The sequence below is a fragment of the Solibacillus sp. R5-41 genome, assembly GCF_002736105.1.
Classification (GTDB): Bacteria; Bacillota; Bacilli; order Bacillales_A; family Planococcaceae; genus Solibacillus.
Map to the genome: position 1 here is coordinate 1,194,214 of NZ_CP024123.1, position 26,576 is coordinate 1,220,789.

A 26,576-nucleotide genomic window follows, 5' to 3' on the forward strand; every position below is an offset into this window, starting at 1 on the left:
GCTGGTAGAGTGCGAGTTGATCAGCGAAAGTATTAATATAATTCGTCGTATAGTTGCTGTTGTTTTGCAACTGGAAGTATCAAAATTAATAGGGTAAATCATTTATTTTAGTTTGTGTATCCACGTTATTTTTCCAGTCTTCAAAAATGGCTGCATACAATACGCTATCAAATAGTGTGCCATCTTCATTTTCCCAAGCATTTCGTAAGTATCCTTCTTTTACAAAACCTGCGTTCGAAAAACATTTTCTCATTGCTAAATTATCAGCTCTAGTATATCCCTCTATGCGAATCTTCCCTCTAACCCCAAATAAATATTCTTGTAACCATTGCAGCGCCTTAACACCGATCCCTTTGCCGCGTTGATTCGAGGTCAAACGAATATCAATCAACGGAATGGTATCATCAATGTCATCAATTATGATTACACCTACTTTTTGTTTATTATCAACTATCCAAAAAGTTTCACGACCATCTGAATAATAACCATTTTCAATTGATTTCTTAATAGTGGCTGCTTTTATTTGAGGATTTGAGTGAAATTGCCATTCATTCATACTTAGTAATTCCATTAGTTCCGCTACCTCAGAATTAAACAATTGTATTTTTAACGTCAAAAAGAAAACCCCGCTTTTTAAATTGAAGTGTGACTACTGTTGAAATCTAATCTGCAAAGCATTTCATTCCGAAAAAGCAATTTGGCTACTATTTACTTGTTTGCATCAATAATTTGCATTATTTCTTTAATTGCCTTGGATGTTTTTACACCGATTAACCATTTAGTGGTCACCATTACCTGCTTATTCGTATGGATTTCAACAATATCCATATCTTGTAGTATTGTTTGGAGAGATGTAACTTCACCATTCACTTTTGCAAAAGCCATTCTATTTGCCAGTGAAGGGTTAAATGCAAATGCAAAATCGATAATGTTTGAGTTTTCTGGAAGTGTGATTGAATCCAAATTCGGTGTGAACACTGTTATCTCCTTTTGAAATAATTCAAATGAAATTAGATCACAAAATGCAACAGAATTAGGTGCGATAGATTGTATAGAATGAATGGAGTTACTTAATAACGATTCACTTAGATATTGTATTTGGATTTCATCTAAATATTCAAAAACACCATGTTTATAAAAGTTACTAGTTGCTTCATCATGAATCACTACACGAATATTAAGCTGGTTTATTCTAACTTTCGTTTCCAAATATTTAATAAATGGATGCTTTTCTATTGCTATATGGTCAATAAGCTTATGAGGCACATGTTCAAATAAGGAATGGATAATTCCCAGAACAGAATAGCATTTAAGTGTTGTTTTGGTTGTTATGTGAATAGTGAAAAGATCTGAAAATTCTTGTCCCTCGCTTAATAAAATGTAAGATTTATAGAGAGGTGTTTTTCTCCATTCAACATGAATAATATCATTGTTTAAGTCTTTCAATTGTAAATCATCGGTAATTTTATGGGAAATATCAGTGAAAATTAAAGTGTATTCTTCCATTATCTTTTTATATTGCGTATATCGATGAGAGTTTAAGTAGCTGAAACCTAAATCTTCTAATTCCTCCTGCAACTTATATAATCCAACCTTTTCGGCAAGTGGAGAAAAAAATAGTAACGTTTCATTGGCGTACGGAATTGTCTTTTCAATTCTTTTAATAGCAAGAGTTCTCATATTATGCAATCGATCTGCAAGTTTAATTACTGCGACACGAATATCAAGTAAAGCAGTGGAAAGGAGTTTTTCCGTATTTATGGCTTTGTATTCTTCATTTTCAAATGAGCCTTTTTCAAACTTTGTTAATCCATCCACGATGAAACTCACATGCGAACCATAATATTCTTTAATTTCATTCAAAGAAACGTGGGTATCCTCCACTACATCATGGAGTAAAGCACTTATTAAAGAAGTTATGTCTGCGTGATACTCTGATAACATCAAGCATACTTCAAGTGGATGAATAATATATGGCTCTCCAGTTGCTCTTGTTTGACCTTGATGTGCTTTTTCTGAGAATGCCATTGCAGATTGTAATTGTATTACTTCAGCTTCGGTTAAATAATTGCACTTTTGAATAATTGCATCCTTCACTTCGTTAATCAACAATCCCACCTCGATTTTCCAATATTTTGATATTTTGAAATTTAAATGTATACCAATTGTATTAAATTGTAAATAAGATGATGTGAAGGGGATTTTTTGAGAAAGGGGATGATTTCTATAGGTAGGTAATTATTTGTGTTATCAGTATTGTTAACCATTATTATTGTGCCATTTCGCTATTTGGAAATTCAAAAAATGAAATTAGAAAAACTGGTAGAGGAGTATTTAATAGATGAAAAGGGGTATAGTTTTCAAGAATAGTCATAAAAAAGGGCATCAACCCGCTATTTAAAATGCGTAAGTTGATACCCGGTCGATTATTTTTTCTTACTTTTCGTATACGAAATGATTATTATGCCCACCTGCACGATAACAATCGCGATTAAAAAATAAAAATTCTTGCTGGAGTCCCCTAAGTTAAGCTCATCTGCTAAAATGCCTCCGATAATATGAATTTGTGCCATGAGTAAAATGGTAAATACACTGACAAAAAGCATTATTTTTGGGTTTACGGTGAAGCGCAAAACGGCAATGAGTAGCAATGCCGAGAACAATAAAGCGAGTATATAGAGTGGATCGAGTAATGTTAAAATACCATCGACCTCAAATTTTTCGTACGTAAAAGTCGTTTCCATAGTGTGCTCCTTATTTTATAAAATTTCAAAGGATTCTAATGATTAATTATTAACGTTTTCCACAATCAAAAATTTATTATCCTTTATTGAATAGTCTCCATATTTTCTAGAAATAGAAACTGTTTTAACTACTTTTTTATCATTCGCAAATACCAATAAGAAATTGGTTTCCATGACGTCAATTCCGCCAAATAAAAATTTTACGCCCATTGAATCTTCAATCATTTCATCTGTTGTATACGGTCCAAATGCCCTTACATCAGTCCATTCCAAATCGGTTAGTTTTGTTAAATCAATTTGGGTTTCACCTTGCTCTATAAGGGCATGAATTTCACCACTTGTAATTGGATCTTCGGTTTCTATCTTCCAAATAAATTGACCTAATAAACCTGTGAAAGTAATTATGAGGATTGTGTAAATTAGTTTCTTCATAAATTTCTCCATTTCTATATCTTGTATTTTACCATAGTTTCAATAAATAATTTATTATAAACAAACTAGGCTAATTTGGATAGAATGGGAAATCCGTATTAATGACTGAAATATATGTAGTATTTTTGAGACAGTCGGACGGTAAACCACAGAAACCTGTGCCAGTAAGTATTTTTGATTTTATGGGCAGAAAACTATTATTGATGAATGCTCTTAATGAAGTAAAATAGATAATAATTAGTGTAATTTTGTATTTTTGTGAGAAAATGTATAACTTATTGAAGTGGGGGTTAAAACATGTTTTTTATTCAAATGTCTGGTTTTCCTGGTTCTGGGAAATCTACTCTTTCACGTGAGATTGCTAAAAGAACGGGATGTATTATTATTGACCACGATATTGTTAAGTCAGCATTATTAAATTCTATTGATGAAGGTGCGATTGATGGGAAACTTGCTGGGAAAATATCATATAACATTGATTTCTCCTTAGTAGACTTTCATTTATCGCTAGGGCAAAGTGTAATACTTGATAGCCCATGTTTATATGAGGAAATGGTTGATAAGGGAATGAAACTATCCTCTAAATATAATGTGAAGTATAAATATATTGAGTGTTTTCTTGATGATTTCATAGAAATAAATTATAGATTAAAAAATCGAGAAAGGATGATTAGTCAAATAGCTGAGATAAAATTAGAAGCTGCTTTTCAATCTACTCTTCAAAGTAGCAAAAAGCCCTCCAATAGTAACTATTTCATTTTGAATACAGGTCAACCATTGGAATCCTATATAGAAGATGTAATGGATTATATTAATAATTGATTTTTTATCCTACACAGTTCCCACTGTATTATAAATCGAATTTCCTAGTACATCACCTAAAGATACAGAAACAAAATTTTATAAGAATCCGCCGCCTGCCGCACTAAATGCAAAGAGCTTCAAAATTCCACACTTTGTCAGAATCCAGAATAGGTTTTGAAACATACCAAAAGAATAATTCCTCCTATCTTGCGCACATTACTTTATAGGAGGTGAACATCCATGGGGAATAGAAACACTAATAAAAACAACCGAAACAGCAATAAGACAATGAATGCAAGAACGCATAACCCTTTTGGTACTTACAAAAGTATGGACCTTGACGACAGCAATAGTAATAACAATAACCCAAATGACAACCTAAACGAAGAATTTTCTGCAGAATTTGATGCAAAAGCAAAAAATACAAACAATAAAACCAACCATGACAAGAACCAACAATCCAATAAAAATAAATAGTCAAATGTATCTTTTGATTAATAAATTATGGAGGTGGACAAGTAATGGCAAAGAAAGGTAAAACAAGCTTTAAGAAGAAAAAGAAAGACGATAAACCGAAGACCAACAGCAATCGTGAGGAATATTCAGCAGAATTTAACGCAGTAATTCATAATAATGTTCAAAAACCTAAGAAGTAAATAAAATTGGTACGAAACTAAGTGCTCCAGGAGTAAAATATAAATACTTCTGGGGCATTTATTTTTTGCTGTTATTAAAGATTTATGCATTCTGTCGCATATTGGCAGTAATTATGAGCCAGACGGATGACAGAAGAAATCCACGCGGGTAAGGGCATTTTTATGATACGATAAATTTTGAATTGATAAATGTTCATTTAAAGTAGAAAGGACGGTAGTTTCTTCGAGAAAGACTACCGCTAAACCTCTTCCATTTATTAAATATTTAAGCATGCCTTCATATATTCACTACTAAACCCACACAATAACATACGTAGAAGATTTTTACTTTCACAATGTGCTAATTTCACGATTACACCCAACCAAAAAACTTTGTAATTGTAGCAATCGTAAAGGTTACGAAAATTGCTATACCAGTTGGAATCGCAAAGGCCACGAACGTCCATTTTTTACTCTTTGTTTCTTTGTAGATATTTACTAATGTTGTACCACAAGGATAATGCAATAATGAAAATAGCATCATATTTAAAGCGGTTAACCAAGTCCATCCTTGATCCAGTAAAATTTGTTTTAACTCCGACATTTCAGTGACTTCGGTTAAAGAGCCTGTTGCTAAATAAGCCATTAATAGGACCGGAATTACTATTTCATTCGCAGGTAAGCCGATGATAAAGGCTGCTAAAATAAATCCATCTAAACCAAGCAACTGTGCAAATGGATCTAGGAATTGAACGAAATGCATAAGAATACTCGTATCACCAATATTGATATTAGCTAATACCCACGTTAAAACTGCTGCAGGAGCTGCAACAACTACTGCTCTATATAAAACGAGCCACGTTTTATCGATACTAGATCGAAGAATTGTATTCATATATTTTGGTCGACGATATGGCGGTAGTTCTAACGTATAATGAGTAGGGATCCCTCTTAATGCTGTTTTCGATAATACCCACGAAACGATTAATGTTACGGCAACTCCAAAAAGTACGAACCCTATTAATATGCCGGCTGTGAAAAAAGTAGCTTTAATACCTGTATAGTTAGCTGCCATAAATAGGGAAGCTAGTAAGATAAGTGTTGGCCAACGACCGTTACATGGAATAAAATTATTCGTTAATATAGCTAGCATTCTCTCGCGAGGTGACTCTATTATTCTAGTACTCATAATAGCTGCAGCATTACAGCCAAAACCCATTGCCATTGTTAAAGACTGTTTGCCATGTGCACCAGCTGATTTAAAAAGCCGATCCATGTTGAAGGCAACACGAGGTAAGTATCCATAGTTTTCAAGTAACGCAAACATAGGGAAGAAAATGGCCATCGGAGGAAGCATTACGCTCACAACCCACCCTGTTCCTCTAAATAGTCCTAAGACTAACAATCCGTGTAACCACTCAGGTGCATTCATGTAATTAAACCAAATCGTCAATTGTCCTTCTATCGCATTAAAAAGGTTGGCAAGCATTGAAGAAGGGACATTAGCTCCAGCAATCGTTAGCCATAGGACAACTCCGAGCAAGACAAACATTATTGGAAAACCCCATAATTTAGAAGTTAATATTTTATCAATCTTCTCTGTTTTAAAATCAGAACGATTATTTGTCAACATCACTTTATTTGCAATCTCATGTGTTTGTTTATATATACTAGCAACTAAATTTTCTCGTAAATTAGTAGATGTGTTAGCTTTTGCTTGATCTGCAATCTGTTGCAAACTTTCATAGTCTTCAACTTTAGTAGTCAGAGTGTTAAGAAAAACCTCATCATAATCCAGTAAACGAAGCGCAATCCAGCGAGATGGATAGGAATCTCCAACCAACAATTTCACAGAAGGCTCTATCTCTGCGATTTTATATTCAATTTCTTGTGAATATGGAATAGTAAATGCATTGGTGTGTATTTTTCCTGCTACCATTTGGCAAATTGTCTTTCGAAGTTCGTCTAAGCCCACTTTATTGCGAGCTGAGATTTTCACAACAGGTACGCCCAACTTTTTCGATAAAAGTTTATCATCAACTTTTATATCTTTCTTTTCAGCTTCATCAATTAAATTTAAACAGATTAATACATTTGAAGTCATTTCTAACACTTGTAATGCTAAATTTAAATTTCTTGTAATGCTCGTTGCGTCTATAACAACTAATGTCACATCTGGTTTATCAAAAATAATATAATCTCTTGCAACTTCTTCATCTGTCGAATTGGAATAGAGTGAATATGTTCCAGGTAAATCAATCAATGTGAATTCTTGATTTTCATAGGTGAATGAGCCAACAGCTTGTTCAACCGTCTTCCCAGGCCAGTTTCCTGTATGCTGATTTAACCCCGTGAGTGCATTAAATAAAGTGCTTTTCCCGGTATTCGGATTTCCAGCTAAAGCAATTTGAAAATTTGTATCTTTCATATTAGCCCACTCTCTCCCCGAGGATTTTCACACACTCCTCTTTACGTAGGGCAATTATTGTTCCACTTACTCGAAAAGCAAGTGGATCTCCGAGAGGGCTGTATTGTATCATTTCTACAATAAACCCCGGTACAAAACCCAAATCAAGTAATCTTCGTCTCATTACGTTTTCTAATTCTAAGGATGTTATGTTCATTTTCTCGCCTGGCGAAAGGTCAAGCAATGTAATCGAATTCTTCAACTTGGTCATCTCCCTCTTTTTTTCGGTTGTATAAAAATGTTTCCCTTGAGCAACTTTTATTATACAGCAATCCCATTAAGAAATAAATAAAAAACTTCTTCAGCCCCAATATATGCTTAGGATTGAAGAAAGGTGGCAAGTAGTTACTTGCTAGGCACCCATTGGGCCATAATAACTAGAAATTTACGCGGCATATTTTGAAGAACCGGACAGAATTAAAGTTGAATTAATAACCCCTAACGACAAAAATTAACAATCTAAAATTATGTGTTTTTTAACATCTCAACAGTTGTATTGTTGGATTTTTATAACGTCTTGTTGTTGCTTTTCGAGCAATAAGATGACTATGTCTATCTCATGCCAAACAATTCTACTACCACTACAAATAAAGGGTTTTCAAGCAGATTCAAATAAAAAATGGCATCAACCCGTACTTTTTTTGCGTGAGTTGATGCCTTCTACTATTCTTTATTTTACAAGGCCATTTTGAAATGCGTAGACGACAGCTTGTGTGCGATCCTGTACTTCTAATTTACTTAAAATATTACTAACATGTGTCTTAACTGTTTTTAATGCAATAAATAATTGTTCGGCAATTTCTTGATTGGCTTTGCCGGCAGCCATACATAGAAGGACTTCCATTTCGCGTTCTGTTAGCTGGTCGTGGAGCGCGGCATTTGTATTACGCATTCGAGCCATCACTTTTGTTGTTGCTTCTGGCTCTAATACGGTCTCGCCTGTCATTGTTTTACGAATGGCATCAGCAATTTGACGGGCATTCGACGTTTTTAAAATATAGCTCACAGCGCCTGCTTCTAGCGCTGGGTAAAGCTTATCATCATCAATAAAACTTGTGACCATCATTACTTTTGCTTCCGGCCATTGCTGTAAAATTTCAGCTGTAGCCTGTGCACCGTTTTTTATCGGCATCACATTGTCCATTAGCACTAAATCTGGACGTAATTCGAGCACTTTTTCGACCGCTTCTTGGCCGTTTGTTGCTTCTCCTATCACTTCAATATCAGGTTGTGCAGATAGATAAGAAGAAACACCAATTCGCACCATTTCATGATCATCCGCTATGACAACCTTAATCATTTTTTGGTTCCTCCCTTATTAAAGGTACTTTCACTTCTACGATGGTTCCTTCATTCGGCACGGAGACAATTTTATACGTACAGCCGATTTCCACAGCACGCTCAGCGATATTACGTAAGCCATATGAAGAGGTTTTATCTTCATCTATATCAAAGCCTAAGCCATTATCCTGAATTCGTAAAATGGCTAATTGATCGCGTGCAATTAATAATAACTCGACTTCATTTGCTTTAGCATGACGAAGCGTGTTCGATAGGGCTTCCTGTGCGATGCGAAAAAGATGGTCTTCCTCAGTTTTTGACAAAGCGATTTCTTCGATTTGATAGTCAATATTGAAATACACTTTTTCCTGTAGTTCTAATATTAAATCCTCGAGTCCTTCTGCTAACGTTTTATTGTGCAATGCAACAGGGCGAAGATGTAAGAGAAGGGCGCGCATTTCAAGCTGTGCCTGTTGGACAACTTTTTCAACTTGGCCGAGCCGTTTTTGTGACTGTGCATCTTGCTCTTGTTCCGTTAATGCAGAGAGTAGCATCGAGGCCGCAAATAGTTGTTGAGAGACCGAATCATGAAGCTCACGTGCAAGTCGTTGACGTTCGGCAAGAAGGCGTTCTTGCACAATCGCATCATTTGTTTGCACTTTTTCCGTTGCTAAACGTTGTAATGAAGCACGTTGGGTTTCAATCAAATCATTGGCATCGCGCAATGCCTTTTTTAGTGGGCCACTTGTTTTTTTTATACTTTCAGAAAAATTGGGTTCCGCAATTTTTTTGACGAAGCGGGTTGTCTTATTTTCTTTCAAAATTAAGGAGATGCCCATCCAAGTCGAAATAACGAAACTAAGTGCTAATAATAGGGTAAGCATAATGGCAATAATGGGCACTTGATTGGAAGTAGCATCCCATAAAAAACGCCAATTTTCTTCTATAGGTTCGCCTAAAATGGACAACAATAGCATAAATAGCATGATAGAAAAAGTGATGAATAACGTGAACATTCTGCTAATAAATGCAATCATCCGCGTTGCACCTCCACATCACCAATCCAAGAAGTAACATAAATGACAAGTACCCGTTTTGCATCCTTATCGCCATTGTCAAAGGATAGTTGCTCATTGATAAGGCGTTTTGGATGATAATCAAAACAAGTCGCTTCTCCGTAAAGTGTGGAGTAATGGAGTTTAACGGTCACTTCATAAGGGACAATGACACGAACTTTACCTAAAGATTGTTGAATCGAAATAATAGATTTCCCAGGAGGTAAAATGGTTTGCGTCACATCTAAAGTAATATCACCAATAAAACGTTGAATTTGAATGTCACGCCATTGGAATGCTTCCGTTTCAGCGGCGGTAGTCCCAATTAACTTATTTTGCTGAAGCTGCTCATTTAGCGGATGCTTAAAAATTTCAATTTGTTCCTCTTTTTTCGTTAAATATTTATATAGGACAAAAACGAGAACTCCAATTATTAGAAGTCGAAGTGTCCATAAAGTGATAATGGCAAAAAATAATAAAATAATACCTAGCCAAAGAGTGATTTGTTTTTTCTTTTCCTTTTTGAAGCTAAAGACAACGAGTGCCAAACCAGCAATAAATAAAAAGACGCTGCCATTATTAAATAGTGTCAATTCAACTAAAATAACTAACGCAAAACTGATGGCAATAACCGCAATTTGATCAGATGAAATTTTAGACATGGGCTAACCTCCTTTTAACGTGCAAAATGGAGAAAGTACGAGGACTTTCTCCTTATAGCAGTATAACATTGATCTTCATTCAACAGCATTCAAAATCAAGAGTTTATTTTTTAAGAAAGCTCGATTAATTTTTGCTCTTTTTCTAATTGTGCTAAACGTGCTTCAAACGTTGTGACTTCATATTTTCGGTCGATATTTTGTGCTAAGTCGTCGATGTAAGTAGATAATTCATCGAAGTTTTCAGCCTTATTTTCCGTTAATACTTTGTCCATTTGGTGATGTGCACGTACAACATTTTCTTTCCCCATTAATTGGAGTTGACGAACTTTCATATCTTTAATTTTATGCTTCATAGTTTCAAACTTGCGTTCTAGTGCAAAATATTCTTCATTTGCTGCTTCCATGCTTGCTAGTAAGGCTTGTTTTCGTGTGCCATAAGCGGCAACCTCATCATTTGCAAAGGCGATTAATGCCGCTTCTTCTGTAGTTATAGCAAGTGCTAGTTGTTTTTCGCGTTTTTCAAGCATTTCACCTGTTTGAATGAGCTGAGCTTCTAACTCTTTTTTCAGCTGTGCTTGACGCGTTAAAAGTTTGCCTGTTTGCTCCGTTTGTTTTTCAGCTTCTCGGATATACTGATTTAACATGGACAGAGGATTTTTTTCAACCTTTTTATCAAATAAATCGTGTAAATCTGCTTGGATTGAATATTTTAATTTTACTAATAAGTTTTTCATCTTCATCCGCTCCTTAGTTGTTTAATTTTGCCCATTCACGTTCGAAGTTTGTGAAAGGATCTTCTTCTTTCTTTTCTGTTGTTGAAAAAATTTCTACTTTTTCATTTTTACGTGATTTGTAAATGTAATAAAGAATCGCGATTGCAACTAATCCGATAAATCCTGGAATGTTCGATAATGCGCTAATTAATCCAGCAAGTGCTAAAACTAGGCTCATTACTTTTCCGAAAGTCGATGTGCTTTCTGTGTAATAATGTAAACCAGCCGCTAATAATAAGCCGGAAACTAAAAGTCCTGCGACGGGTGCAAGTAAGACAAGTGCAACAAGTGCTGCAAAGAAACCTGCTGTGTATACGAATAGTTTTTTCATGTTTTGTTCCTCCTCGTTTAAGATATTTCTATCTTATCGCGTGTATAAGTTTTCGATAACGACCTGTAACTGTATTTTTGACTAGGTCTAGAGGCGGAGGGCAACTAAGTCTGATTTGTCTTAAATTAATATATAGAAACGCCTATCTTTTTAGTGTATAATCCATCTTGGAGAGTTTTTCTCGGTATATTGGTAGTGGAGGAGGTTGGAAGTTATGACATGGGCATGGATTTTAGGTATTGTAGTAGCATTAATCGCAGGTGTAGCAATTGGTTTCTACGCTGCTCGTCAATATATGATGAAGTATTTAAAAGAAAATCCACCAATTAATGAACAAATGATTCGTATGATGATGGCACAAATGGGACGTAAACCTTCTGAAAAGCAAGTACGTCAAATGATGTCACAAATGAACAAGTTCCAAGATAAATAATGAAGTTGAAACTATCTTTGTAGAAATTTACAAGGGTAGTTTTTTTATGTTCTTTTAAATGTTCTGAATTTATAAAAGTTTCTAAAAATAGTATTGATTTTCAATATTCTTTGTAATAATATAAAACTTATCAAATAACTAGGTTTTAAAGTTGGGAGGAAACAACAATGAAAAAAATGTTTGCAGCACTTGCACTAGCGACATTGGCACTAGCGGCGTGTGGAGGGGAGGACGAGGCAACGAGCATAAATAAATTGAAGGAAATTGAAGATGATGGTGTAATTCAAATCGGCTTAGAGGGAACATTTCCACCGTTTAGCTACCATAACGAAGCAGGTGATTTAACTGGGTTTGAATATGAAATTGCTGCTCAAATTGCGGAAGATTTGGGTGTGAAGGCAGAATTCATTGAAACAAAGTGGGATTCACTAATTGCTGGTTTAGATACAGATAAATATGATTTTGTAATTAATAATGTTTCGATTACAGATGAACGGAAAGAAAAATATGATTTTTCGATTCCATACATGGAATCTGTAGCCGTACTTGCTGTAAACAAAGACAAATCAGATATTACTAAAATTGAAGATTTAGATGGAAAAAAGGCAGCCCAAACGATCACGAGTAATTTTGCGAAAGATGCGGAGGCATTAGGAGCAGAGATTGTTCCGGCAACCGATTTAACAAGTTCGATTGAATTAGTCCTACAAGGGCGTGCAGACGGGACGATTCATGACCGCGTGACGTTTTTAACGTATTTACAAGAACAGTCAGATGCAAAGTTAAAAATTGTAGAGGGCTCAACAAGTTCATCTAATATTGCATTAATTTTAAATAAAGACAACGAACAATTCCGAAAAAAGTTAAATGAAATCATTCAAAATCGAACGGAAGATGGCACATTTGCGGCCATCTCAGAAAAGTACTTTGGAGAAAATATTATTTCGAATGACTAATAACGATGGAGTCGTCGTGGTGGATGTCAACGATTTTGAAAGGAGGCCTGCACGATGCAGGTCAGTTAGCCGTTGTCACATGGATGCGACGGACATAGGCAAACATCCTGTGCGAGCACAATTCTAAAACCTAACGCAATTAAGCCGAAGCATAATTGAAAGAAAGGAAGTGGTAATCAATGAGTAGGGAAATGCAAATAGCACTTGACTCTATTTGGCCGATTTTGAAAGCGGGACTAATTGTGACGATTCCGCTTTCACTCGTTGCTTTTGCGATTGCCTTAGTAGTTGCGGTTTTGACGGCGCTAGCCCGCATTTCAAATTATAAAGTTTTGCGTGGTATTTTCGGAATTTATGTATGGATTTTCCGTGGAACGCCAGTGCTTGTGCAACTATTTATCGTATTCTTTGGATTTCCAAAAGCAGGAATAACACTGGATGCATGGACGGCCGCGATTATTACATTTTCTTTAAACACAGGTGCATATGCATCGGAATCGATTCGTGCTTCAATTTTAGCGATTCCAAAAGGGCAATGGGAAGCAGCTGAATCACTAGGGATGACGTATTGGCAAGTATTGCGTCGTGTAATTGCGCCACAAACCATTCGCATTTCATTGCCACCTATTACGAATGACTTTATTGATTTAGTAAAAGGGACGTCGCTTGTTGCCAGCATTACGCTAGCGGATATGTTTATGATCGGACAACAAATCACAGCACGTACATATGAGCCTTTACTTATTTATTCGCTGTGTGCAGTTATTTATTTAATTTTTATAAGTTTTTTGATGTTTTTACAAGGTAGGCTTGAAAAATATGCGTCTAAATATGTATAAGAAAGGAGTGGCTTCGTATCGTAAAGTTTCAGCAAGTAACTAAATATTTTGGGCAGCAAGAAGCGTTGAAAAATATTAATTTGACCCTTAATAAAGGTGAAACAACGGTTATTTTAGGTCCTTCTGGCTCTGGGAAGTCCACCCTTCTTAGATGTATTAACTTGTTAGAAAAGCCAGAAAAAGGTACGATTTCTATAGATGACATTATGATTGATTTAACAAAACCTGTAGAGAAAAAGGATACATTGGCAATTCGTCAACGCACAGCGATGGTGTTCCAAAGTTTTAATCTATTTCCACATATGAAAGTGCTTGAAAATGTCATTGAAGGACCGGTAACTGTTCTAAAAGAACAAAGGGTAAACGCTGTGACGAAAGGTCAATTATTACTGGCAAAAGTAGGCCTTAGCCATAAAATGGACAGCTATCCTTCGAAATTGTCAGGCGGGCAACAGCAACGAGTCGCAATTGCGCGGGCTTTGGCGATGGAGCCGAAGTTTTTACTATTTGATGAACCGACAAGTGCACTAGACCCAGAATTAGAAGGCGAAGTGTTGAAAGTGTTAAAGGATCTTTCAGAAGAAGAAAAGTCCATGATAATCGTGACGCATAATTTAAATTTTGCACGCGAAGTAGCGGACCGAATTTTATTTTTAGAACATGGCGAAATTGTTTTTGATGGTGCGACTGCCCACTTTTTCGAGCAAAATGACAATATTCGCATCAAATCATTTATTCAATCAATGCAATTCATTTAATTAATTTTAACGGAATTTAAAGGAGGAACAAACAATGGCAACAGAAAAAACAAATGTAGAAAGCTTTGATTTAGACCATACGAAAGTGGTCGCACCGTATGTACGTCTGGCAGGTACGAAGCAAGGTCAGCACGGGGATGTTGTAACAAAGTATGATATTCGCATTAAACAACCAAATAAGGCGCATATGGAAATGCCGGCTCTCCATTCATTAGAACATTTAATGGCAGACCGTATCCGCAATCATTCTGACGCTGTCGTGGATCTTTCGCCAATGGGTTGTCAAACAGGCTTTTACGTTTCATTTTTAAACTATGATGATTATGAAGGCATTTTAACTATATTAGAGAAGACTGCACAAGATGTACTCGCTGCAACTGCTGTACCTGCATGTAATGAAGTGCAATGTGGATGGGCTGCGAGTCATAGTTTAGAAGGTGCACAAGCATTAGCGCAAGAATTTTTAGAAAAACGGAATGAATGGCATATAATATTTAAAGTGGAATAATCGGCTAAATAAAAAGGAATGGAAAATCACAAACAGTGGATTTCCATTCCTTTTATTTTTATACTAACGGATCTCCCTCTAGGTTATTCCAATAATTTCCGACGAAATCTTGTAAAAACTTAGTGATTACTTGCTCGTATTCAAATGGCGATACATTGAACGATTGTGCGTGAGCGCCGTCCTTAAATATTTTTAACATTTTTGCATCCGGCTTCGCATCAAAAAGCTGTTCCGTCATAGTAGACGGGATAAAATCATCGGGCTCACTATGAATAAATAACGTAGGTTTCCTTATATTTTTTACAGCCAACTTAGGATTTACATGATCAAACGAATAGCCTTCACGCAGTCGAATAAAAATATTAGTAAAATGGATGGCAAACTTAAAATCGATGGATATGGAATTTTTGATAATGCGCGCAAGTAATTCACGGAAATCTGAAAATGCGCAATCCGAAATATAAAAAGATGCATTATCCTCGACCGTACCTGCATAGAGCAAAGTCGTTGCAGCGCCCATGGATTCGCCGTGAATGCCTAACAATGCATTCTCACCGATAATAGCCTTTACCGCTTGCACAATCGCTTGTAGATCATATTTTTCATAATGACCATAACTAGTCGTTTTACCCCCAGAATCTCCGTGGCGGCGATGATCATAAACGACCGTGTTAAAGCCTAGTCTTTCGTACATGCGTGCATATTTAATCGAATTCATTTTACTTTCGGTCACGCCATGGCAAATAATCATCGTATTTTTTGTCGTTAGGGGCTTTAGAAAAATCCCTTTTATTGTGTAATCGTTCGGGGATTGGATTGTTAATTCTTCTTTTAAACAGCCATTAAACCATGCTTCGTCAAATCTTTTTGCTTTCACTTCACGATCATAGATGAAGGCTGCATCTTTAGGTTTAATATACATTAATCGGTTTGTTAGCATAATTCCTGAAACAGCCGTTGCGGTAGCTAAAAAAGTTGTCGCGATACTAGAAGCTAACATAAATTTCTTTTTCATCGTTCGCACCTCACTTGTTTTAGTAATTTCCTATTTGAAACACTATAATACAACAGAAAACACAAATTATTTAAGTAGAAAAAATAAACCTATCTCGAAAATATTCGGAATGTTTGTTAAAATTATGCTGACGGATGAATTTTAAACATTCGCTTAACAAAGGGAACTGACAAGCAAAGGGGGAAAATTTGTGTCACAAGAAGTCGTAATTGTAAGTGCAGTACGTACAGCAATTGGTGCATTTCAAGGAACGTTAAAAGATATTGCAGCGCCGGTTTTAGGTGGGATTGTAATGAAAGAGGCTCTACAACGAATTAACTTAGATCCTAATTTAGTAGATGAAGTAATTATGGGGAATGTGTTAGCAGCAGGTTTGGGACAAAATTCAGCACGTCAAGCGAGCATACATGCAGGCTTACCGAATGAAGTGTCGGCAATGACTATTAATAAAGTATGTGGTTCAGGTTTAAAAGCGGTGCATTTAGCGGCTCAAGCAATTGCAGTTGGGGATGCAGATATTATTATTGCGGGCGGCTTTGAAAATATGAGCCAAGCACCATATGTTTTACAAAATGCACGTGAAGGTTTCCGAATGGGTGACCAAAAGGTTGTTGACACAATGATTAAAGATGGCTTATGGTGTGCATTTAATGACTACCATATGGGCGTTACGGCTGAAAATTTATGCGATTTACATCAAATTACAAGAGAAGAGCAAGATGACTTTTCTGCACGCTCACAAGCACGTGCCGCAGCGGCCATTGCAGCAGGCAAATTTTCAGATGAAATTGTGCCAGTTGAAATTCCGCAACGAAAAGGGGAGCACATTGTTTTTGCACAAGATGAATATGTGAAGCCAAATTCGACAACGGAAAAACTAAGTACGTTACGACCGGCTTTTAAAAAAGAAGGTTCGGTTACAGCTGGCAATGCATCGGGAATTAATGATGGCGCGGCAGCTGTAATTGTTATGTCAAAAAAGCGTGCACTTGAGCTTGGTTTGACGCCAATGGCCACAATTTTAGCCAATGCGAGTGCAGGTGTTGATCCGTCCATTATGGGGGTAGGACCGGTTCAAGCTGTGAAAAAGGCGTTGTCAAAATCAAATTTAACGTTAGAACAGATGGATTTAATTGAAGCAAATGAAGCGTTTGCTGCACAAGCGATAGCAGTTGATCGCGAACTTGCCTTCAATCATGATAAACTAAATGTAAATGGTGGCGCGATTGCACTCGGACATCCAATTGGAGCGAGTGGCGCACGTATTTTAGTCACGCTTTTACATGAGATGCAAAAGCAGGATGCAAAGCTTGGTCTTGCTACTTTATGCATCGGAGGCGGGCAAGGTGTCGCAACAATCGTCCAACGCTAATAAAATTGTAGGTGAATAAAAGATGGCAAGGAAAAAACAACAACAAACGAACAATGGATTTGAGCTACCGAAAGAAAAGGCGGCAACATTAGCTGATCAGTTAGGTGGTGATGTGCTGGCGAAATTGAAGGCAGCCAAAAAAGATATGCTTGCGGAAGAAAAGGTTCAAGAAGAAGAGCGTATCGCAAAAGCTGCATTTGAACGCAAGCAACGCGAGAAAAATATGAGTTTTGAAGAGCTGTTAGATCAATACGGTAATAAAGGTTCGAAATTTTAATTTCATAAAGGAAATTAAAAAAAGCTGAGCATTTTAACTGTGCGCAGCTTTTTTTGTGATAACTCGTTTAATGGAAACAATACTTTTGACTAATAGTAAAAAGAAGATAGCACCTGCAGCATCAATAAGCACATCATCGAAAATTCCTGTTCGCCCAGGGATTTGACTTTGACGATACTCATCTAAACAAGCGATAATAAAAATAGTTACAAATGCTAAAATACTTGGAAGCCGCCATCTTAGTTTTAAAAATAAGAAATAAAAAATGACTGTAAGCATGCCATAACCAATAAAATGTGTTGCCTTGCGAATTAAAAATTCAATAAAGTAAAAATAGCCTCTTGATTCAATTGAAATAATCGTTCCCCAATAAGGTATTTCAAGCGAACTTAAAGCGCCTTCTAATGGTTTGTCTTTTAATAGTGTGCGGAGTTCGGGTACAATCGTTTGTTGCTGATAGGTCATATTGGAGGCGTAAATAACGATGATAAGCGCAGCAATCGTGAGTATAATAGCTTTTTTCATCGGTGTTCTGTATAACGCTCCGGCTCTATCCATTCAAGTAAAGTAGAAATCGAATCGATTTGTTGCGCTTTTTGATACGCTGTCAAATTTTGCTGAAGCTGTTCCATCGTTCGCGCTCCAATGACAGTGGAAGCAATTGTTTCATATTGCAAATTAAACGCAAGAGCCGCTGCATGAACATCTTCATAGTGGTGCTCAATCTTTTTTATGATTTCATGCACGTGTTCTTTTTCATACCCCATATAGGATTGCAGACGATTACGCCAGTCATTTGTAAGCAAGCCTTTTGCAATCGAACCCCGTGTCACAACAGAAGCACCAGACTGTTGAATGGACGTGAAATATTCGCTTGCTCGTTGATCTAAAATATTTAGTTGCATCATGTTACTAATGGCGGCACTATCTTTTAAAAAGGGAATGAAAACATTAGGGCGGATTGATGAAATCCCATATTCGCGAATGAGCCCTTCCTTTTTTAGTTGGTTAAATGTGTCGATAATTTCCTCCCAATTGTCATCGATTGTTCCACCATGTAGTTGATAAACATCGATATAATCCGTTTGCAGTCGACGAAGACTGTCTTTTACGGCTTGTTTCAAATAGGCAGGTGAAGCGTCCCAGTGCCAGCCTTCTTTGCCCTCTTCCCAGCGATTTCCTCCTTTCGTTGCTAAAATGATGTCGTGTCGATTTTTCTTCACGAGTGCTCCGACAATTTCTTCATTAACACCACGATCATATAAATCGGCTGTATCAAAATAATTAATGCCATAATCAAGAGCGGCAGCAATGACGTTCGCTGCTAAGGCCTTATTTGGAGGCAATGACATACAGCCTAGGCTAATTTCAGAAACCTCAATAGGACTAGTGCCTAAAATTCTTTTTTTCATGTTTAATTTCCTCCAATCTTCAGTATGATAGAAAAGTATATACTAATGGTACAATGAAAATAAGATGCAAAACAAGTGGGGGCCTAATGATGAAAAAATTCGAAGAGAAAACAATACAATCAGAGAAAATTTTTGATGGAAAAGTCATTTCGTTAAAAGTAGATGATGTCATATTACCAAATGGTGCGACAAGTAAACGTGAAATTATTAATCATCCTGGTGCGGTTGCTATCATTGCTATTACAGAAGACAACAAAATTCTACTTGTCGAACAATTTCGTAAAGCACTTGAACGTTCGATTATTGAAATTCCTGCTGGAAAAATAGAAAAAGATGAAGAACCGATCGTTACAGCACGTCGTGAGTTAGAGGAAGAAACGGGCTATACGACAGATTCACTTCAATATTTACAATCTTTTTCAACTTCCCCTGGGTTTGCAGATGAGATTATTCATGTTTTTGTAGCGCGTTATTTAACAAAAATGCAAACGGCTGCGCAATTAGATGAGGATGAATTTGTAGAATTAATGGAAGTTTCGGTGGAAGAGGCGGAACAGATGGTTAACAATCAGCAAATTTTCGACGCAAAGACCGTTTTCGCGGTGTTATGGATGAAGATCAATAATGCCTCAGTATAGTTGCAACCTGAATCGGCCTTGTAGTTGAATTATAATTCGCTCCTTTTTTACAATAAGCTAATCTCTAAAGTGAAAATATAGAAGTTAAAATTTATTAGCATATGAGCAGTAGACAAGCATAGATTGTATGGACAAGGGGGAGTCCAACATGCGCAAAATGATCTATGTTCAGTACGCAACAATGATTGTCCTAAGCTTTATTAGCGGGGTAGCTTGCTATCAACTGTTTGACATACAGCAAGTAACCCAAATTATTGAATGGGGGGACCGCCGATTACTTTCGGTGGACAAACCGACGTTTATTTGGAGTATAATTCCTTTTTTATTAGCGATTATCACGGTATTATTATTTTCTACACATAAATTTTTAACGATGATTGCCCCAATTATTATTGCGATTAAGGTAACCTTTTTAGGATTTAGCTCGGTTTTTTTACTTGTTCAGCACCATTCTATTAAACTATATGCACTTTGGTGGTTTCCTTTTCAATTTTTATATTGTCTTTTATTGATCGCGCTATATAAAAGTGGACAAATAAACCGTTCTGGACGACCGATAAGAGGGGCTGTTCCATGGAAAAAAGTTGTGGCGGTGCTCATTTTAATGAATGTTGTATTTATTGGAGAAAATTTTGTGATATCATATTTATTTAAGTAAATCATTATCTTGTAATCAGATTTACTCATTTGGTATAATGAAGTGAGTTTAGGAGGGCGTCGCATGGAGAGCCGTATTGATCGAATTAAAAAACAACTGCATAGTGCGAGCTATAAGCTGACGCCACAGCGAGAAGCAACCGTAGCAGTTTTATTAGAGCATGAGGAAGACCATTTAAGTGCTGAAGATGTTTACTTATTAGTAAAAGAAAAGGCACCTGAAATTGGTTTAGCAACAGTTTATCGCACACTGGAGCTATTAACAGAATTGAAAATCGTGGATAAAATTAATTTTGGTGATGGCGTATCTCGATATGATTTGCGTCAAGAAGGTGCAAAACATTTCCACCATCATTTAGTTTGTATCGAATGTGGCGCAGTAGACGAAATTCAAGAAGATTTATTGGAAGACGTAGAAGTCATTGTGGAGAAGCGTTGGAACTTCATTATTAAAGACCATCGATTAACGTTCCACGGCATTTGCTGGCGTTGTCATGATAAAGAAGAAAATGTTGGAGACAGTAATGCCTAATAATGATTGAATATGATTTGGAAAATTGGACAGCTGAGGGGCTGTTCAATTTTTTTTTGCTTTTTTTAGAAGAAGTGCATATTACCAAAATGATAATTTATTGGAATTACTATTTGATGAATAGTATAATAGTATTATTTATCATATAGTGTAAAAGTAATGGTATCGAGGAATTATAAGTTATTTCCTTTGTTTAATAGTAAAATTTACGAGATAAGTATAAGGTATGGTGTTTTTTTATGCAAAAATTATTGGCAAAATTACTTCTCAGTTTATTAATATTTACGATTATTATCGTATGTGTTATTACACTAGCAAATAGGCATCTATTAGTACAGGATATTAAGCAGCGCCAGGATGAAAGCCGTGCGCTAATCGAAAATCATATATTGTCGGATATGCAAATGGTTGATAATGCACATTTTTATTTTAATCGAACATATTTTGAGCAAATGAAAAACGAGTTACTTTTTTTACAAAACTATTATGAATCAAACCCGGATATTTATTCATGGGATGTTCAAGAAATAAATGACCGTACAGGGATGCAACTTTACATAATTGATTCACAAAATAAAATTGTCGTATCGACGAATGAACCGAGTGTCGGACTCGATTTATCCGAATGCTGTGCAAGGTTTGCTGCGTTTTTAGATAAAAGAAGACAGTGGGATGAATTTTATACAGACGGTATAGAAAATGCAGAAGTGACGAAGGATTTGTGGAAATTTAGTTTTTTACCTACGAAAGACAAACAATACATATTAGAGTTAGGGGGTGAATTGCAAGGTTCCCCTATTTTTAAAACCTTTAATTATTTTGATACAGCAGATAGTTTAATTGTGGAATACGAAGATTTACATAGTATTGAAATTATTAGTGAAGAAGGATTCTTCTTACAAACGAGAGATGATATTAAAACGATTGATGAGTTAAGTACAGAGTTAAAGGAAGTGTATCAAAAAGTAACTGAAACCGACCAACCAGCGGAAGTGATAATTAATTTAAAAAATGGAAAAATGGATACACACCGTTTTATTCCGTATCATGTGGTAAACGAGCAGGGGGATTCAACGAAAAGGATTATCTATGTGCAATATAGCAATTGCACAGAATTGCAGCTTTTATATAAGAATACACAGCAGTTTTGGATGTTGTTAGGAGTAGGCATTGTCACAGCAGGCATACTATTAGTTATTATTTTGAAAATATTAACGGAGACGATTCGTTTAGCAACGTTTGACCAATTAACAGGGGTATATAATCGCTCTTCCTATTTAAAGTATATCGAACGATTAATCCAGAAGAAAAATATGAAGCACATCGGTTTATTATTAATTGATTTGGACAACTTTAAACAAGTAAACGATCAATATGGGCATTTAGAAGGTGATGAAGTGCTCAAGCAGATGGCGGATATTTTGCGGAATGCTATCGGTAAAAAAGGTTCTGTTGTGCGGTTTGGTGGGGATGAGTTTGCCATTGTTTTGGAGGATGCGAATGACCAGGAGCTACATAATATAGCGAATGATGTATTAACAAGTGTCCGAAAGAAACAACAAGAACATTCCATATGGAAATTGTTATCTGTAAGTATTGGTGGGACAATTCAAGAAAACCCTCAGGAAACGGAAGTGAATATTTTCATGCGCGGAGATAAAGCGCTTTACCAATCAAAAAATATGGGAAAAGATCAATATTCATTCATTTCAAATAAGTAGTAAATAAAAATGTCATCTTACCGCAATACGGGCGAGATGACATTTTTGAATTCAACTGTAAGTGGAAGAGGGGCAAAATTGTTACGCTTTTTCTGTAACTTCCATTGCAACTAATTTTTTAATTTCTAAATATTGAATTTGGTGACCATCGATTTCTCTTATTTTAAATTCATAGCCTTCATGAATGTAAGAATCTTCAATGTTTAAGTCTTGCATATTAGAAAAATACCAACCACCGATTGTGTCAATATTAGGATCTTCTAATTCAAGTTGTAAAAGTTTGGAGATGTCATCCAATAAAGCTTTTGAAGAGACAATGTAATGGTCCTCCTCAACTTTGCGGATTTCCGGAATTTCATCATCATCAAATTCATCGCGAATTTCACCGACAAGCTCTTCTAAAATATCCTCAACTGTCACCATACCACTTGTACCGCCGTATTCATCTAAAAGAATCGCAATATGAATGCGTTTCTTTTGCATAATTTGTAGTAAATTTTGAATTGGCGTCGTTTCAATTGTCCGAATAACAGGGTTAATAAAATCAGTTAACATAAAGGTTTCAGGTTGAATGCGATTATTCATACCGAGTGTTAAAAAATCTTTAATATTTAAGAAACCTAAAATATTATCACGGTCGCCATCATAAACAGGGTAACGTGTATAACGTTCCTCTGAAATTTGTGTTAATACTTCCTCAAAAGATGCGTGAATCTCAAAACCAACAATATCTGTACGAGGTACCATAATTTCACGAGCAATTTTATCATCAAATTCAAATACATTATTCACATATTTTAATTCGTTCATATTAATCTCACCCGATTTATAGCTCTCTGAAAGTAATAAACGTAATTCTTCTTCTGTATGAGAAATTTCATGTTCGCTTGCAGGTTGCATACCTAAAGCTTTTAATAATAGACGGGATGAGCCATTTAATAACCAAATTAATGGGAACATGATTTTATAGAAAAACTGAATTGGCTTAGAAAATAAAAGCGTTACAGCCTCTGCTTTTTGAATCGCAATCGTTTTTGGTGCTAATTCTCCAACAACTACGTGGAAAAATGTAGCTAAGAAAAAGGCTCCACCAATTGTGAACCAATGAATATAATCAGTTGGAATACCTATTGTGTCGAATAATGGGTGGAGAATGAATTCAAAAGTCGATTCTCCAACCATACCGATTCCAAGTGCGGTTACCGTAATACCTAATTGGCAGGCTGATAAATACTCATCCAGATGAGTTGTTACATTTTTAGCGGCTAATGAGCCAGTTTTACCTTCAGCAACGAGCTGATCAATACGAGATTGACGCACCTTTACAATAGCGAATTCAGTCGCTACGAAAAATGCGGTTAAAGCGATTAACATCGTGAAAATCGTTAAGTTTATAATTGTGGTCAAACATACGTTCTACTCTCGAAGTAGAACGTTCACCTCCTAGTTATTTAAAATTAATAATAGTGATTGCATAAGTGCTACACTTTCGGGAGACACTTTTTTCTTTAATTTTTGCTTTTCATTGTCATCTAATTGTTCCATAAGCATAGCGACATCTTTTTCAAGTTTGCGCATTTGTAGTCGAATGTCTTGAACATCTATTTCCTCATGTATCATTGTTGCTGGAGCCAATAAGGAATGAATTTCTTCGAGGCATTTCCCTCGTTTTTTTTGCGCTTCAATCCAATGAATTCGTTCAATCATCGCACAGTCGTAGTAGCGATAATTTGATGCGGAGCGTTCCACTGTAAGCAGTCCTAAATTAGTATAGTAGTCAATTGTTCGCTTTGTTACCCCTGATGCAGAGGCAAGCTCACCAATTTTTAGTTTCTCGATCCCAAATAATCACCTCAAACTGTCACGTTATAGTTTTAAGGATAAAGTAAAGAATGTCTTTTGTAAAATATTTACGCACGATTTTATGGATTTTTATTAATCAAGGTGTCAGGATTAGTACCGTCTAACGATTAGAAAATGTTACTATATATGGACAGAAGCAATTTTGGGGAGTGATTTGTATGCAATCATTAAAAGATCCAATTGAAGATTATCTTCACTTTATTAAAGTAGAACGCCAGCTTTCAGATAATACGCTGCAATCCTATAAAAGGGATTTAATTGCTTATGCACGTCATCTACATGCTGAACAAGATATTCATTCCTTTAACATTGTCACACGTCATCATATTTTAAATTTTTTAGATAGTTTACGTGCCGTTGGGAAATCATCTAAAACCATTTCAAGACAAATATCGTCGGTGCGATCCTTTCATCAATTTTTATTGCGTGAAAAAGTAGCAGAACAAGATCCAACTGTTCATTTAGAAATGCCAAAAAAAGAGCAAACTTTGCCCAAGGTGCTATCTATTGAAGAAATAGATGCATTAATTACCGCTCCAACAATTGAGAAACCACAAGGAGTGCGTGATATTGCGCTATTAGAATTATTATATGGCTCGGGTATGCGGATTAGTGAGTTAATCGCATTGAATTTAGAGGACATCCATATTACGATGGGCTTCGTTCGTGTATTTGGTAAAGGTGGTAAGGAGCGAATTATTCCTTTAGGAAGAGGAGCGATTCATGCCTGTACGGATTATTTAAACGAAGCGAGACACATATTATTAGGGAGCGCACCAAAAAATGATGCGTTTTTTATTACACAGAGAGGGAAACGCTTTACAAGACAGGGCTGTTGGAAAATTATTAAAGGCCACGCTTTGACAGCGGGTATTCAAAAAGAGATTACACCCCATGTTTTACGGCATTCCTTTGCGACACATTTGATTGAAAACGGAGCGGATTTACGAGCAGTTCAGGAGTTATTAGGGCATGCAGACATTTCAACAACACAAATTTATACACATGTAAGTAAAACGAGGTTATCGGAAGTTTATAAGCAATTTCATCCACGGGCATAGAAGCCAACACGATGTTGGATACTGTGTTCTTAGCCAAAGTTCCACTATTGATGCGTGTTTTATGCTGAACGAAGATAAATTCAGCGTTATCGGATGTCTGACCTTTATTTGTTGAGAAAAATTTTGTAAAATAAAGTAGATAAAAGAGGAGTGAAAGTAATTATGAACCCGTTTAAAAAAATTCACGTTATTGTAATGGATTCTGTAGGTATTGGAGAAGCACCAGATGCACATATGTTTGGAGATGTAGGTTCACATACATTAGGTCATATCGCTGAACAAATGGACGGCTTAACAATGCCAACAATGGCCAACTTAGGATTGTCGAATATTCATGAATTGAAAGGGATTGAAAAAGCAGAAAATCCACGAGCATTTTATGGCATGATGCAAGAAACGTCAGTTGGAAAAGATACAATGACGGGGCACTGGGAAATTATGGGTTTACATATTGATAAACCATTTAAAGTATACCCAGAAGGCTTTCCACCAGCTTTAGTTGCAAAAATAGAAGAAGCAACTGGTCGCAAAGTAATTTGTAATTTACCATACAGCGGTACACAAGTTATTGACGACTTCGCAAAAGAGCATATGGAAACAGGTGCACTAATTGTTTATACATCTGCGGATCCTGTCCTACAAATTGCTGCACATGAAGAAGTGATTCCACTTGAAGAATTGTATAAAATTTGCGAAATCGTACGTGAATTAACGCTTGATCCTGAATATTTAGTTGGTCGCATTATTGCGCGTCCATTCGTTGGAACACCAGGCAACTTTACACGTACGTCAAACCGTCATGACTATGCATTAACACCATTCGGTCGCACAACAATGGCGGAAATGAAGGATGCAGGTCTTGATGTGATTGCCATTGGTAAAATTTCAGACATCTTTAACGGAGATGGAGTGACAGAATCGATTCGCACAAAAAACAATACAGATGGTATGGATAAGATGGTAGATGTCGTAAAGCGTGATTTCCATGGCTTAAGCTTCTTAAATTTAGTAGATTTCGACGCCAATTTTGGACATCGTCGTGATCCACTAGGCTACGGTGAGGCACTTGAAGAATTTGACCGTCGCTTACCGGAAGTTTTGGCAGAACTGTCAGATGAAGATTTATTAATGATTACAGCAGATCATGGAAATGACCCAACATTTACAGGGACAGATCATACGAGAGAATTTGTTCCGTTACTTGTTTATTCACCACGTTTTGAAAAGGGTTCACAATTACCGTTGCGCGAAACATTTGCGGATATTGCAGCGACAATTGCGGAAAACTTTAACATAGCAGCACCTGAATTTGGGAAAAGCTTTTTAAATGAGCTGAAATAAGGGGGATAA

33 protein-coding genes are annotated in these 26,576 nt (G+C 36.2%); 17 read left to right on the top strand and 16 right to left on the bottom strand.

The features are described from left to right. Positions 1-85 precede the first annotated feature (85 nt). Together CSE16_RS05515 and CSE16_RS05520 are read right to left on the bottom strand one after the other, a co-directional pair. Positions 86-616: a GNAT family N-acetyltransferase gene (locus tag CSE16_RS05515; RefSeq protein ID WP_253896174.1), complete on the bottom strand. Its 531-nt coding sequence runs from the start codon at positions 614-616 to the stop codon at positions 86-88. A 92-nt stretch (positions 617-708) separates the two neighbouring features. Further along, on the bottom strand, positions 709-2,097 hold the full coding sequence (locus tag CSE16_RS05520; protein WP_157764754.1) for an HD domain-containing protein: 1,389 nt from the start codon (positions 2,095-2,097) through the stop codon (positions 709-711). A gap of 147 nt (positions 2,098-2,244) precedes the next feature. Here CSE16_RS05520 and CSE16_RS22010 point away from each other — a divergent pair, with 147 nt between their 5' ends. After that, positions 2,245-2,370 (top strand): hypothetical protein, encoded by a 126-nt coding sequence (locus tag CSE16_RS22010; protein WP_256376308.1) that lies wholly within the window; start codon positions 2,245-2,247, stop codon positions 2,368-2,370. 56 nt (positions 2,371-2,426) lie between these two features. On the opposite strand, the gene CSE16_RS05525 is transcribed toward CSE16_RS22010, so the two are convergent. Beyond that, positions 2,427-2,744: an acyl-CoA dehydrogenase gene (locus CSE16_RS05525; RefSeq protein ID WP_099422977.1), complete on the bottom strand. Its 318-nt coding sequence runs from the start codon at positions 2,742-2,744 to the stop codon at positions 2,427-2,429. Between the two features lie 42 nt (positions 2,745-2,786). Continuing rightward, positions 2,787-3,176 (bottom strand): hypothetical protein, encoded by a 390-nt coding sequence (locus tag CSE16_RS05530; protein ID WP_099422978.1) that lies wholly within the window; start codon positions 3,174-3,176, stop codon positions 2,787-2,789. Positions 3,177-3,473: 297 nt separating this feature from the next. Here CSE16_RS05530 and CSE16_RS05535 point away from each other — a divergent pair, with 297 nt between their 5' ends. The 3 genes from CSE16_RS05535 (at position 3,474) to CSE16_RS22015 (ending at position 4,636) form a co-directional block, all read left to right on the top strand. Continuing rightward, positions 3,474-3,998 (top strand): P-loop nucleotide/nucleoside kinase family protein, encoded by a 525-nt coding sequence (locus CSE16_RS05535; RefSeq protein WP_099422979.1) that lies wholly within the window; start codon positions 3,474-3,476, stop codon positions 3,996-3,998. A 222-nt stretch (positions 3,999-4,220) separates the two neighbouring features. After that, entirely contained in the window at positions 4,221-4,457 is a 237-nt protein-coding gene (locus CSE16_RS05540; protein WP_099422980.1) for a hypothetical protein, read from the top strand. Between the two features lie 44 nt (positions 4,458-4,501). Then, positions 4,502-4,636, top strand: a complete 135-nt coding sequence (locus CSE16_RS22015; RefSeq protein WP_256376309.1) for a hypothetical protein — start codon at positions 4,502-4,504, stop codon at positions 4,634-4,636. 352 nt (positions 4,637-4,988) lie between these two features. Here the strand turns inward: CSE16_RS22015 and feoB are convergent, their stop codons facing one another. The 7 genes from feoB to CSE16_RS05575 all read right to left on the bottom strand — a co-directional run bounded on the left by feoB (position 4,989) and on the right by CSE16_RS05575 (position 11,184). Continuing rightward, positions 4,989-7,043 (bottom strand): ferrous iron transport protein B, encoded by a 2,055-nt coding sequence (gene feoB, locus CSE16_RS05545; protein ID WP_099422981.1) that lies wholly within the window; start codon positions 7,041-7,043, stop codon positions 4,989-4,991. 1 nt (position 7,044) lies between these two features. Further along, entirely contained in the window at positions 7,045-7,293 is a 249-nt protein-coding gene (locus tag CSE16_RS05550) for a FeoA family protein (RefSeq protein ID WP_099422982.1), read from the bottom strand. 459 nt (positions 7,294-7,752) lie between these two features. Beyond that, complete coding sequence (locus CSE16_RS05555; protein ID WP_099422983.1) at positions 7,753-8,382, bottom strand: response regulator transcription factor; 630 nt, start codon at positions 8,380-8,382, stop codon at positions 7,753-7,755. Then, a complete protein-coding gene (locus CSE16_RS05560) occupies positions 8,375-9,400 on the bottom strand; it encodes a sensor histidine kinase (protein ID WP_099422984.1) in 1,026 nt (341 codons plus the stop codon). Before CSE16_RS05560 ends, CSE16_RS05555 begins: the two co-directional genes overlap by 8 nt. After that, complete coding sequence (gene liaF / locus CSE16_RS05565; RefSeq protein ID WP_099422985.1) at positions 9,397-10,080, bottom strand: cell wall-active antibiotics response protein LiaF; 684 nt, start codon at positions 10,078-10,080, stop codon at positions 9,397-9,399. Before liaF ends, CSE16_RS05560 begins: the two co-directional genes overlap by 4 nt. A gap of 110 nt (positions 10,081-10,190) precedes the next feature. Next, positions 10,191-10,814, bottom strand: a complete 624-nt coding sequence (locus CSE16_RS05570; RefSeq protein ID WP_099422986.1) for a PspA/IM30 family protein — start codon at positions 10,812-10,814, stop codon at positions 10,191-10,193. Between the two features lie 13 nt (positions 10,815-10,827). Further along, positions 10,828-11,184 (bottom strand): lmo0954 family membrane protein, encoded by a 357-nt coding sequence (locus CSE16_RS05575; protein WP_099422987.1) that lies wholly within the window; start codon positions 11,182-11,184, stop codon positions 10,828-10,830. 214 nt (positions 11,185-11,398) lie between these two features. On the opposite strand from CSE16_RS05575, the gene CSE16_RS05580 reads away from it, so the two are divergent. The 5 genes from CSE16_RS05580 to CSE16_RS05600 all read left to right on the top strand — a co-directional run bounded on the left by CSE16_RS05580 (position 11,399) and on the right by CSE16_RS05600 (position 14,678). After that, a complete protein-coding gene (locus CSE16_RS05580) occupies positions 11,399-11,617 on the top strand; it encodes a YneF family protein (protein WP_099422988.1) in 219 nt (72 codons plus the stop codon). 167 nt (positions 11,618-11,784) lie between these two features. Further along, entirely contained in the window at positions 11,785-12,573 is a 789-nt protein-coding gene (locus CSE16_RS05585; RefSeq protein ID WP_099422989.1) for a transporter substrate-binding domain-containing protein, read from the top strand. Between the two features lie 179 nt (positions 12,574-12,752). Further along, positions 12,753-13,412, top strand: coding sequence for an amino acid ABC transporter permease (locus CSE16_RS05590; RefSeq protein ID WP_099422990.1), 660 nt, complete (start codon positions 12,753-12,755; stop codon positions 13,410-13,412). A gap of 17 nt (positions 13,413-13,429) precedes the next feature. Next, complete coding sequence (locus CSE16_RS05595; RefSeq protein WP_099422991.1) at positions 13,430-14,170, top strand: amino acid ABC transporter ATP-binding protein; 741 nt, start codon at positions 13,430-13,432, stop codon at positions 14,168-14,170. A gap of 34 nt (positions 14,171-14,204) precedes the next feature. After that, on the top strand, positions 14,205-14,678 hold the full coding sequence (locus tag CSE16_RS05600; RefSeq protein ID WP_099422992.1) for an S-ribosylhomocysteine lyase: 474 nt from the start codon (positions 14,205-14,207) through the stop codon (positions 14,676-14,678). Between the two features lie 58 nt (positions 14,679-14,736). On the opposite strand, the gene CSE16_RS05605 is transcribed toward CSE16_RS05600, so the two are convergent. Continuing rightward, positions 14,737-15,693 carry an alpha/beta hydrolase gene (locus CSE16_RS05605; protein ID WP_099422993.1) on the bottom strand — a complete coding sequence of 319 codons (957 nt, stop codon included), beginning with the start codon at positions 15,691-15,693 and terminating at the stop codon, positions 14,737-14,739. Positions 15,694-15,883: 190 nt separating this feature from the next. On the opposite strand from CSE16_RS05605, the gene CSE16_RS05610 reads away from it, so the two are divergent. Then, positions 15,884-17,065, top strand: coding sequence for an acetyl-CoA C-acetyltransferase (locus CSE16_RS05610; RefSeq protein ID WP_099422994.1), 1,182 nt, complete (start codon positions 15,884-15,886; stop codon positions 17,063-17,065). Positions 17,066-17,087: 22 nt separating this feature from the next. Further along, positions 17,088-17,342 (top strand): YqkE family protein, encoded by a 255-nt coding sequence (locus tag CSE16_RS05615; protein ID WP_099422995.1) that lies wholly within the window; start codon positions 17,088-17,090, stop codon positions 17,340-17,342. 33 nt (positions 17,343-17,375) lie between these two features. Here CSE16_RS05615 and CSE16_RS05620 read toward each other — a convergent pair whose 3' ends face one another. Next, positions 17,376-17,867: a VanZ family protein gene (locus CSE16_RS05620; protein ID WP_099422996.1), complete on the bottom strand. Its 492-nt coding sequence runs from the start codon at positions 17,865-17,867 to the stop codon at positions 17,376-17,378. Beyond that, positions 17,864-18,754 carry an aldo/keto reductase gene (locus CSE16_RS05625; RefSeq protein ID WP_099422997.1) on the bottom strand — a complete coding sequence of 297 codons (891 nt, stop codon included), beginning with the start codon at positions 18,752-18,754 and terminating at the stop codon, positions 17,864-17,866. The genes CSE16_RS05620 and CSE16_RS05625 overlap by 4 nt, the downstream gene beginning before the upstream one ends. A gap of 89 nt (positions 18,755-18,843) precedes the next feature. Between CSE16_RS05625 and CSE16_RS05630 the strand changes: the two genes are divergently transcribed. From CSE16_RS05630 to CSE16_RS05645, 4 genes are all read left to right on the top strand, one after another. Further along, positions 18,844-19,392, top strand: a complete 549-nt coding sequence (locus tag CSE16_RS05630; RefSeq protein WP_099422998.1) for an NUDIX domain-containing protein — start codon at positions 18,844-18,846, stop codon at positions 19,390-19,392. A gap of 148 nt (positions 19,393-19,540) precedes the next feature. Next, on the top strand, positions 19,541-20,050 hold the full coding sequence (locus tag CSE16_RS05635; RefSeq protein WP_099422999.1) for a hypothetical protein: 510 nt from the start codon (positions 19,541-19,543) through the stop codon (positions 20,048-20,050). A 63-nt stretch (positions 20,051-20,113) separates the two neighbouring features. Beyond that, positions 20,114-20,581, top strand: coding sequence for a ferric iron uptake transcriptional regulator (locus tag CSE16_RS05640; protein ID WP_099423000.1), 468 nt, complete (start codon positions 20,114-20,116; stop codon positions 20,579-20,581). Positions 20,582-20,820: 239 nt separating this feature from the next. Beyond that, positions 20,821-22,302 carry a GGDEF domain-containing protein gene (locus CSE16_RS05645; protein ID WP_099423001.1) on the top strand — a complete coding sequence of 494 codons (1,482 nt, stop codon included), beginning with the start codon at positions 20,821-20,823 and terminating at the stop codon, positions 22,300-22,302. 81 nt (positions 22,303-22,383) lie between these two features. On the opposite strand, the gene CSE16_RS05650 is transcribed toward CSE16_RS05645, so the two are convergent. Further along, positions 22,384-23,709 (bottom strand): hemolysin family protein, encoded by a 1,326-nt coding sequence (locus tag CSE16_RS05650; protein WP_099423002.1) that lies wholly within the window; start codon positions 23,707-23,709, stop codon positions 22,384-22,386. Positions 23,710-23,745: 36 nt separating this feature from the next. Further along, a complete protein-coding gene (locus tag CSE16_RS05655) occupies positions 23,746-24,141 on the bottom strand; it encodes a MerR family transcriptional regulator (RefSeq protein WP_371514635.1) in 396 nt (131 codons plus the stop codon). Positions 24,142-24,323: 182 nt separating this feature from the next. Between CSE16_RS05655 and xerD the strand changes: the two genes are divergently transcribed. Both xerD and deoB read left to right on the top strand, forming a co-directional pair. Further along, the gene (gene xerD, locus CSE16_RS05660) at positions 24,324-25,226 is read left to right on the top strand and encodes a site-specific tyrosine recombinase XerD (protein WP_099423004.1); all 903 of its coding nucleotides are present in this window, start codon (positions 24,324-24,326) and stop codon (positions 25,224-25,226) included. Between the two features lie 162 nt (positions 25,227-25,388). Beyond that, complete coding sequence (gene deoB / locus CSE16_RS05665; RefSeq protein WP_099423005.1) at positions 25,389-26,567, top strand: phosphopentomutase; 1,179 nt, start codon at positions 25,389-25,391, stop codon at positions 26,565-26,567. Positions 26,568-26,576 lie beyond the last annotated feature (9 nt).

Bases quoted from the DNA above. Each gene is read 5' to 3' on its own strand.
- CSE16_RS05525 (WP_099422977.1), bottom strand. From the start codon at position 2,744: ATGGAAACGACTTTTACGTACGAAAAATTTGAGGTCGATGGTATTTTA.
- CSE16_RS05530 (WP_099422978.1), bottom strand. From the start codon at position 3,176: ATGAAGAAACTAATTTACACAATCCTCATAATTACTTTCACAGGTTTA.
- CSE16_RS05535 (WP_099422979.1), top strand. From the start codon at position 3,474: ATGTTTTTTATTCAAATGTCTGGTTTTCCTGGTTCTGGGAAATCTACT.
- CSE16_RS05540 (WP_099422980.1), top strand. From the start codon at position 4,221: ATGGGGAATAGAAACACTAATAAAAACAACCGAAACAGCAATAAGACA.
- CSE16_RS22015 (WP_256376309.1), top strand. From the start codon at position 4,502: ATGGCAAAGAAAGGTAAAACAAGCTTTAAGAAGAAAAAGAAAGACGAT.
- feoB (WP_099422981.1), bottom strand. From the start codon at position 7,043: ATGAAAGATACAAATTTTCAAATTGCTTTAGCTGGAAATCCGAATACC.
- CSE16_RS05550 (WP_099422982.1), bottom strand. From the start codon at position 7,293: ATGACCAAGTTGAAGAATTCGATTACATTGCTTGACCTTTCGCCAGGC.
- CSE16_RS05555 (WP_099422983.1), bottom strand. From the start codon at position 8,382: ATGATTAAGGTTGTCATAGCGGATGATCATGAAATGGTGCGAATTGGT.
- CSE16_RS05560 (WP_099422984.1), bottom strand. From the start codon at position 9,400: ATGATTGCATTTATTAGCAGAATGTTCACGTTATTCATCACTTTTTCT.
- liaF (WP_099422985.1), bottom strand. From the start codon at position 10,080: ATGTCTAAAATTTCATCTGATCAAATTGCGGTTATTGCCATCAGTTTT.
- CSE16_RS05570 (WP_099422986.1), bottom strand. From the start codon at position 10,814: ATGAAAAACTTATTAGTAAAATTAAAATATTCAATCCAAGCAGATTTA.
- CSE16_RS05575 (WP_099422987.1), bottom strand. From the start codon at position 11,184: ATGAAAAAACTATTCGTATACACAGCAGGTTTCTTTGCAGCACTTGTT.
- CSE16_RS05580 (WP_099422988.1), top strand. From the start codon at position 11,399: ATGACATGGGCATGGATTTTAGGTATTGTAGTAGCATTAATCGCAGGT.
- CSE16_RS05585 (WP_099422989.1), top strand. From the start codon at position 11,785: ATGAAAAAAATGTTTGCAGCACTTGCACTAGCGACATTGGCACTAGCG.
- CSE16_RS05590 (WP_099422990.1), top strand. From the start codon at position 12,753: ATGAGTAGGGAAATGCAAATAGCACTTGACTCTATTTGGCCGATTTTG.
- CSE16_RS05600 (WP_099422992.1), top strand. From the start codon at position 14,205: ATGGCAACAGAAAAAACAAATGTAGAAAGCTTTGATTTAGACCATACG.
- CSE16_RS05605 (WP_099422993.1), bottom strand. From the start codon at position 15,693: ATGAAAAAGAAATTTATGTTAGCTTCTAGTATCGCGACAACTTTTTTA.
- CSE16_RS05615 (WP_099422995.1), top strand. From the start codon at position 17,088: ATGGCAAGGAAAAAACAACAACAAACGAACAATGGATTTGAGCTACCG.
- CSE16_RS05620 (WP_099422996.1), bottom strand. From the start codon at position 17,867: ATGAAAAAAGCTATTATACTCACGATTGCTGCGCTTATCATCGTTATT.
- CSE16_RS05625 (WP_099422997.1), bottom strand. From the start codon at position 18,754: ATGAAAAAAAGAATTTTAGGCACTAGTCCTATTGAGGTTTCTGAAATT.
- CSE16_RS05630 (WP_099422998.1), top strand. From the start codon at position 18,844: ATGAAAAAATTCGAAGAGAAAACAATACAATCAGAGAAAATTTTTGAT.
- CSE16_RS05635 (WP_099422999.1), top strand. From the start codon at position 19,541: ATGCGCAAAATGATCTATGTTCAGTACGCAACAATGATTGTCCTAAGC.
- CSE16_RS05640 (WP_099423000.1), top strand. From the start codon at position 20,114: ATGGAGAGCCGTATTGATCGAATTAAAAAACAACTGCATAGTGCGAGC.
- CSE16_RS05645 (WP_099423001.1), top strand. From the start codon at position 20,821: ATGCAAAAATTATTGGCAAAATTACTTCTCAGTTTATTAATATTTACG.
- xerD (WP_099423004.1), top strand. From the start codon at position 24,324: ATGCAATCATTAAAAGATCCAATTGAAGATTATCTTCACTTTATTAAA.
- deoB (WP_099423005.1), top strand. From the start codon at position 25,389: ATGAACCCGTTTAAAAAAATTCACGTTATTGTAATGGATTCTGTAGGT.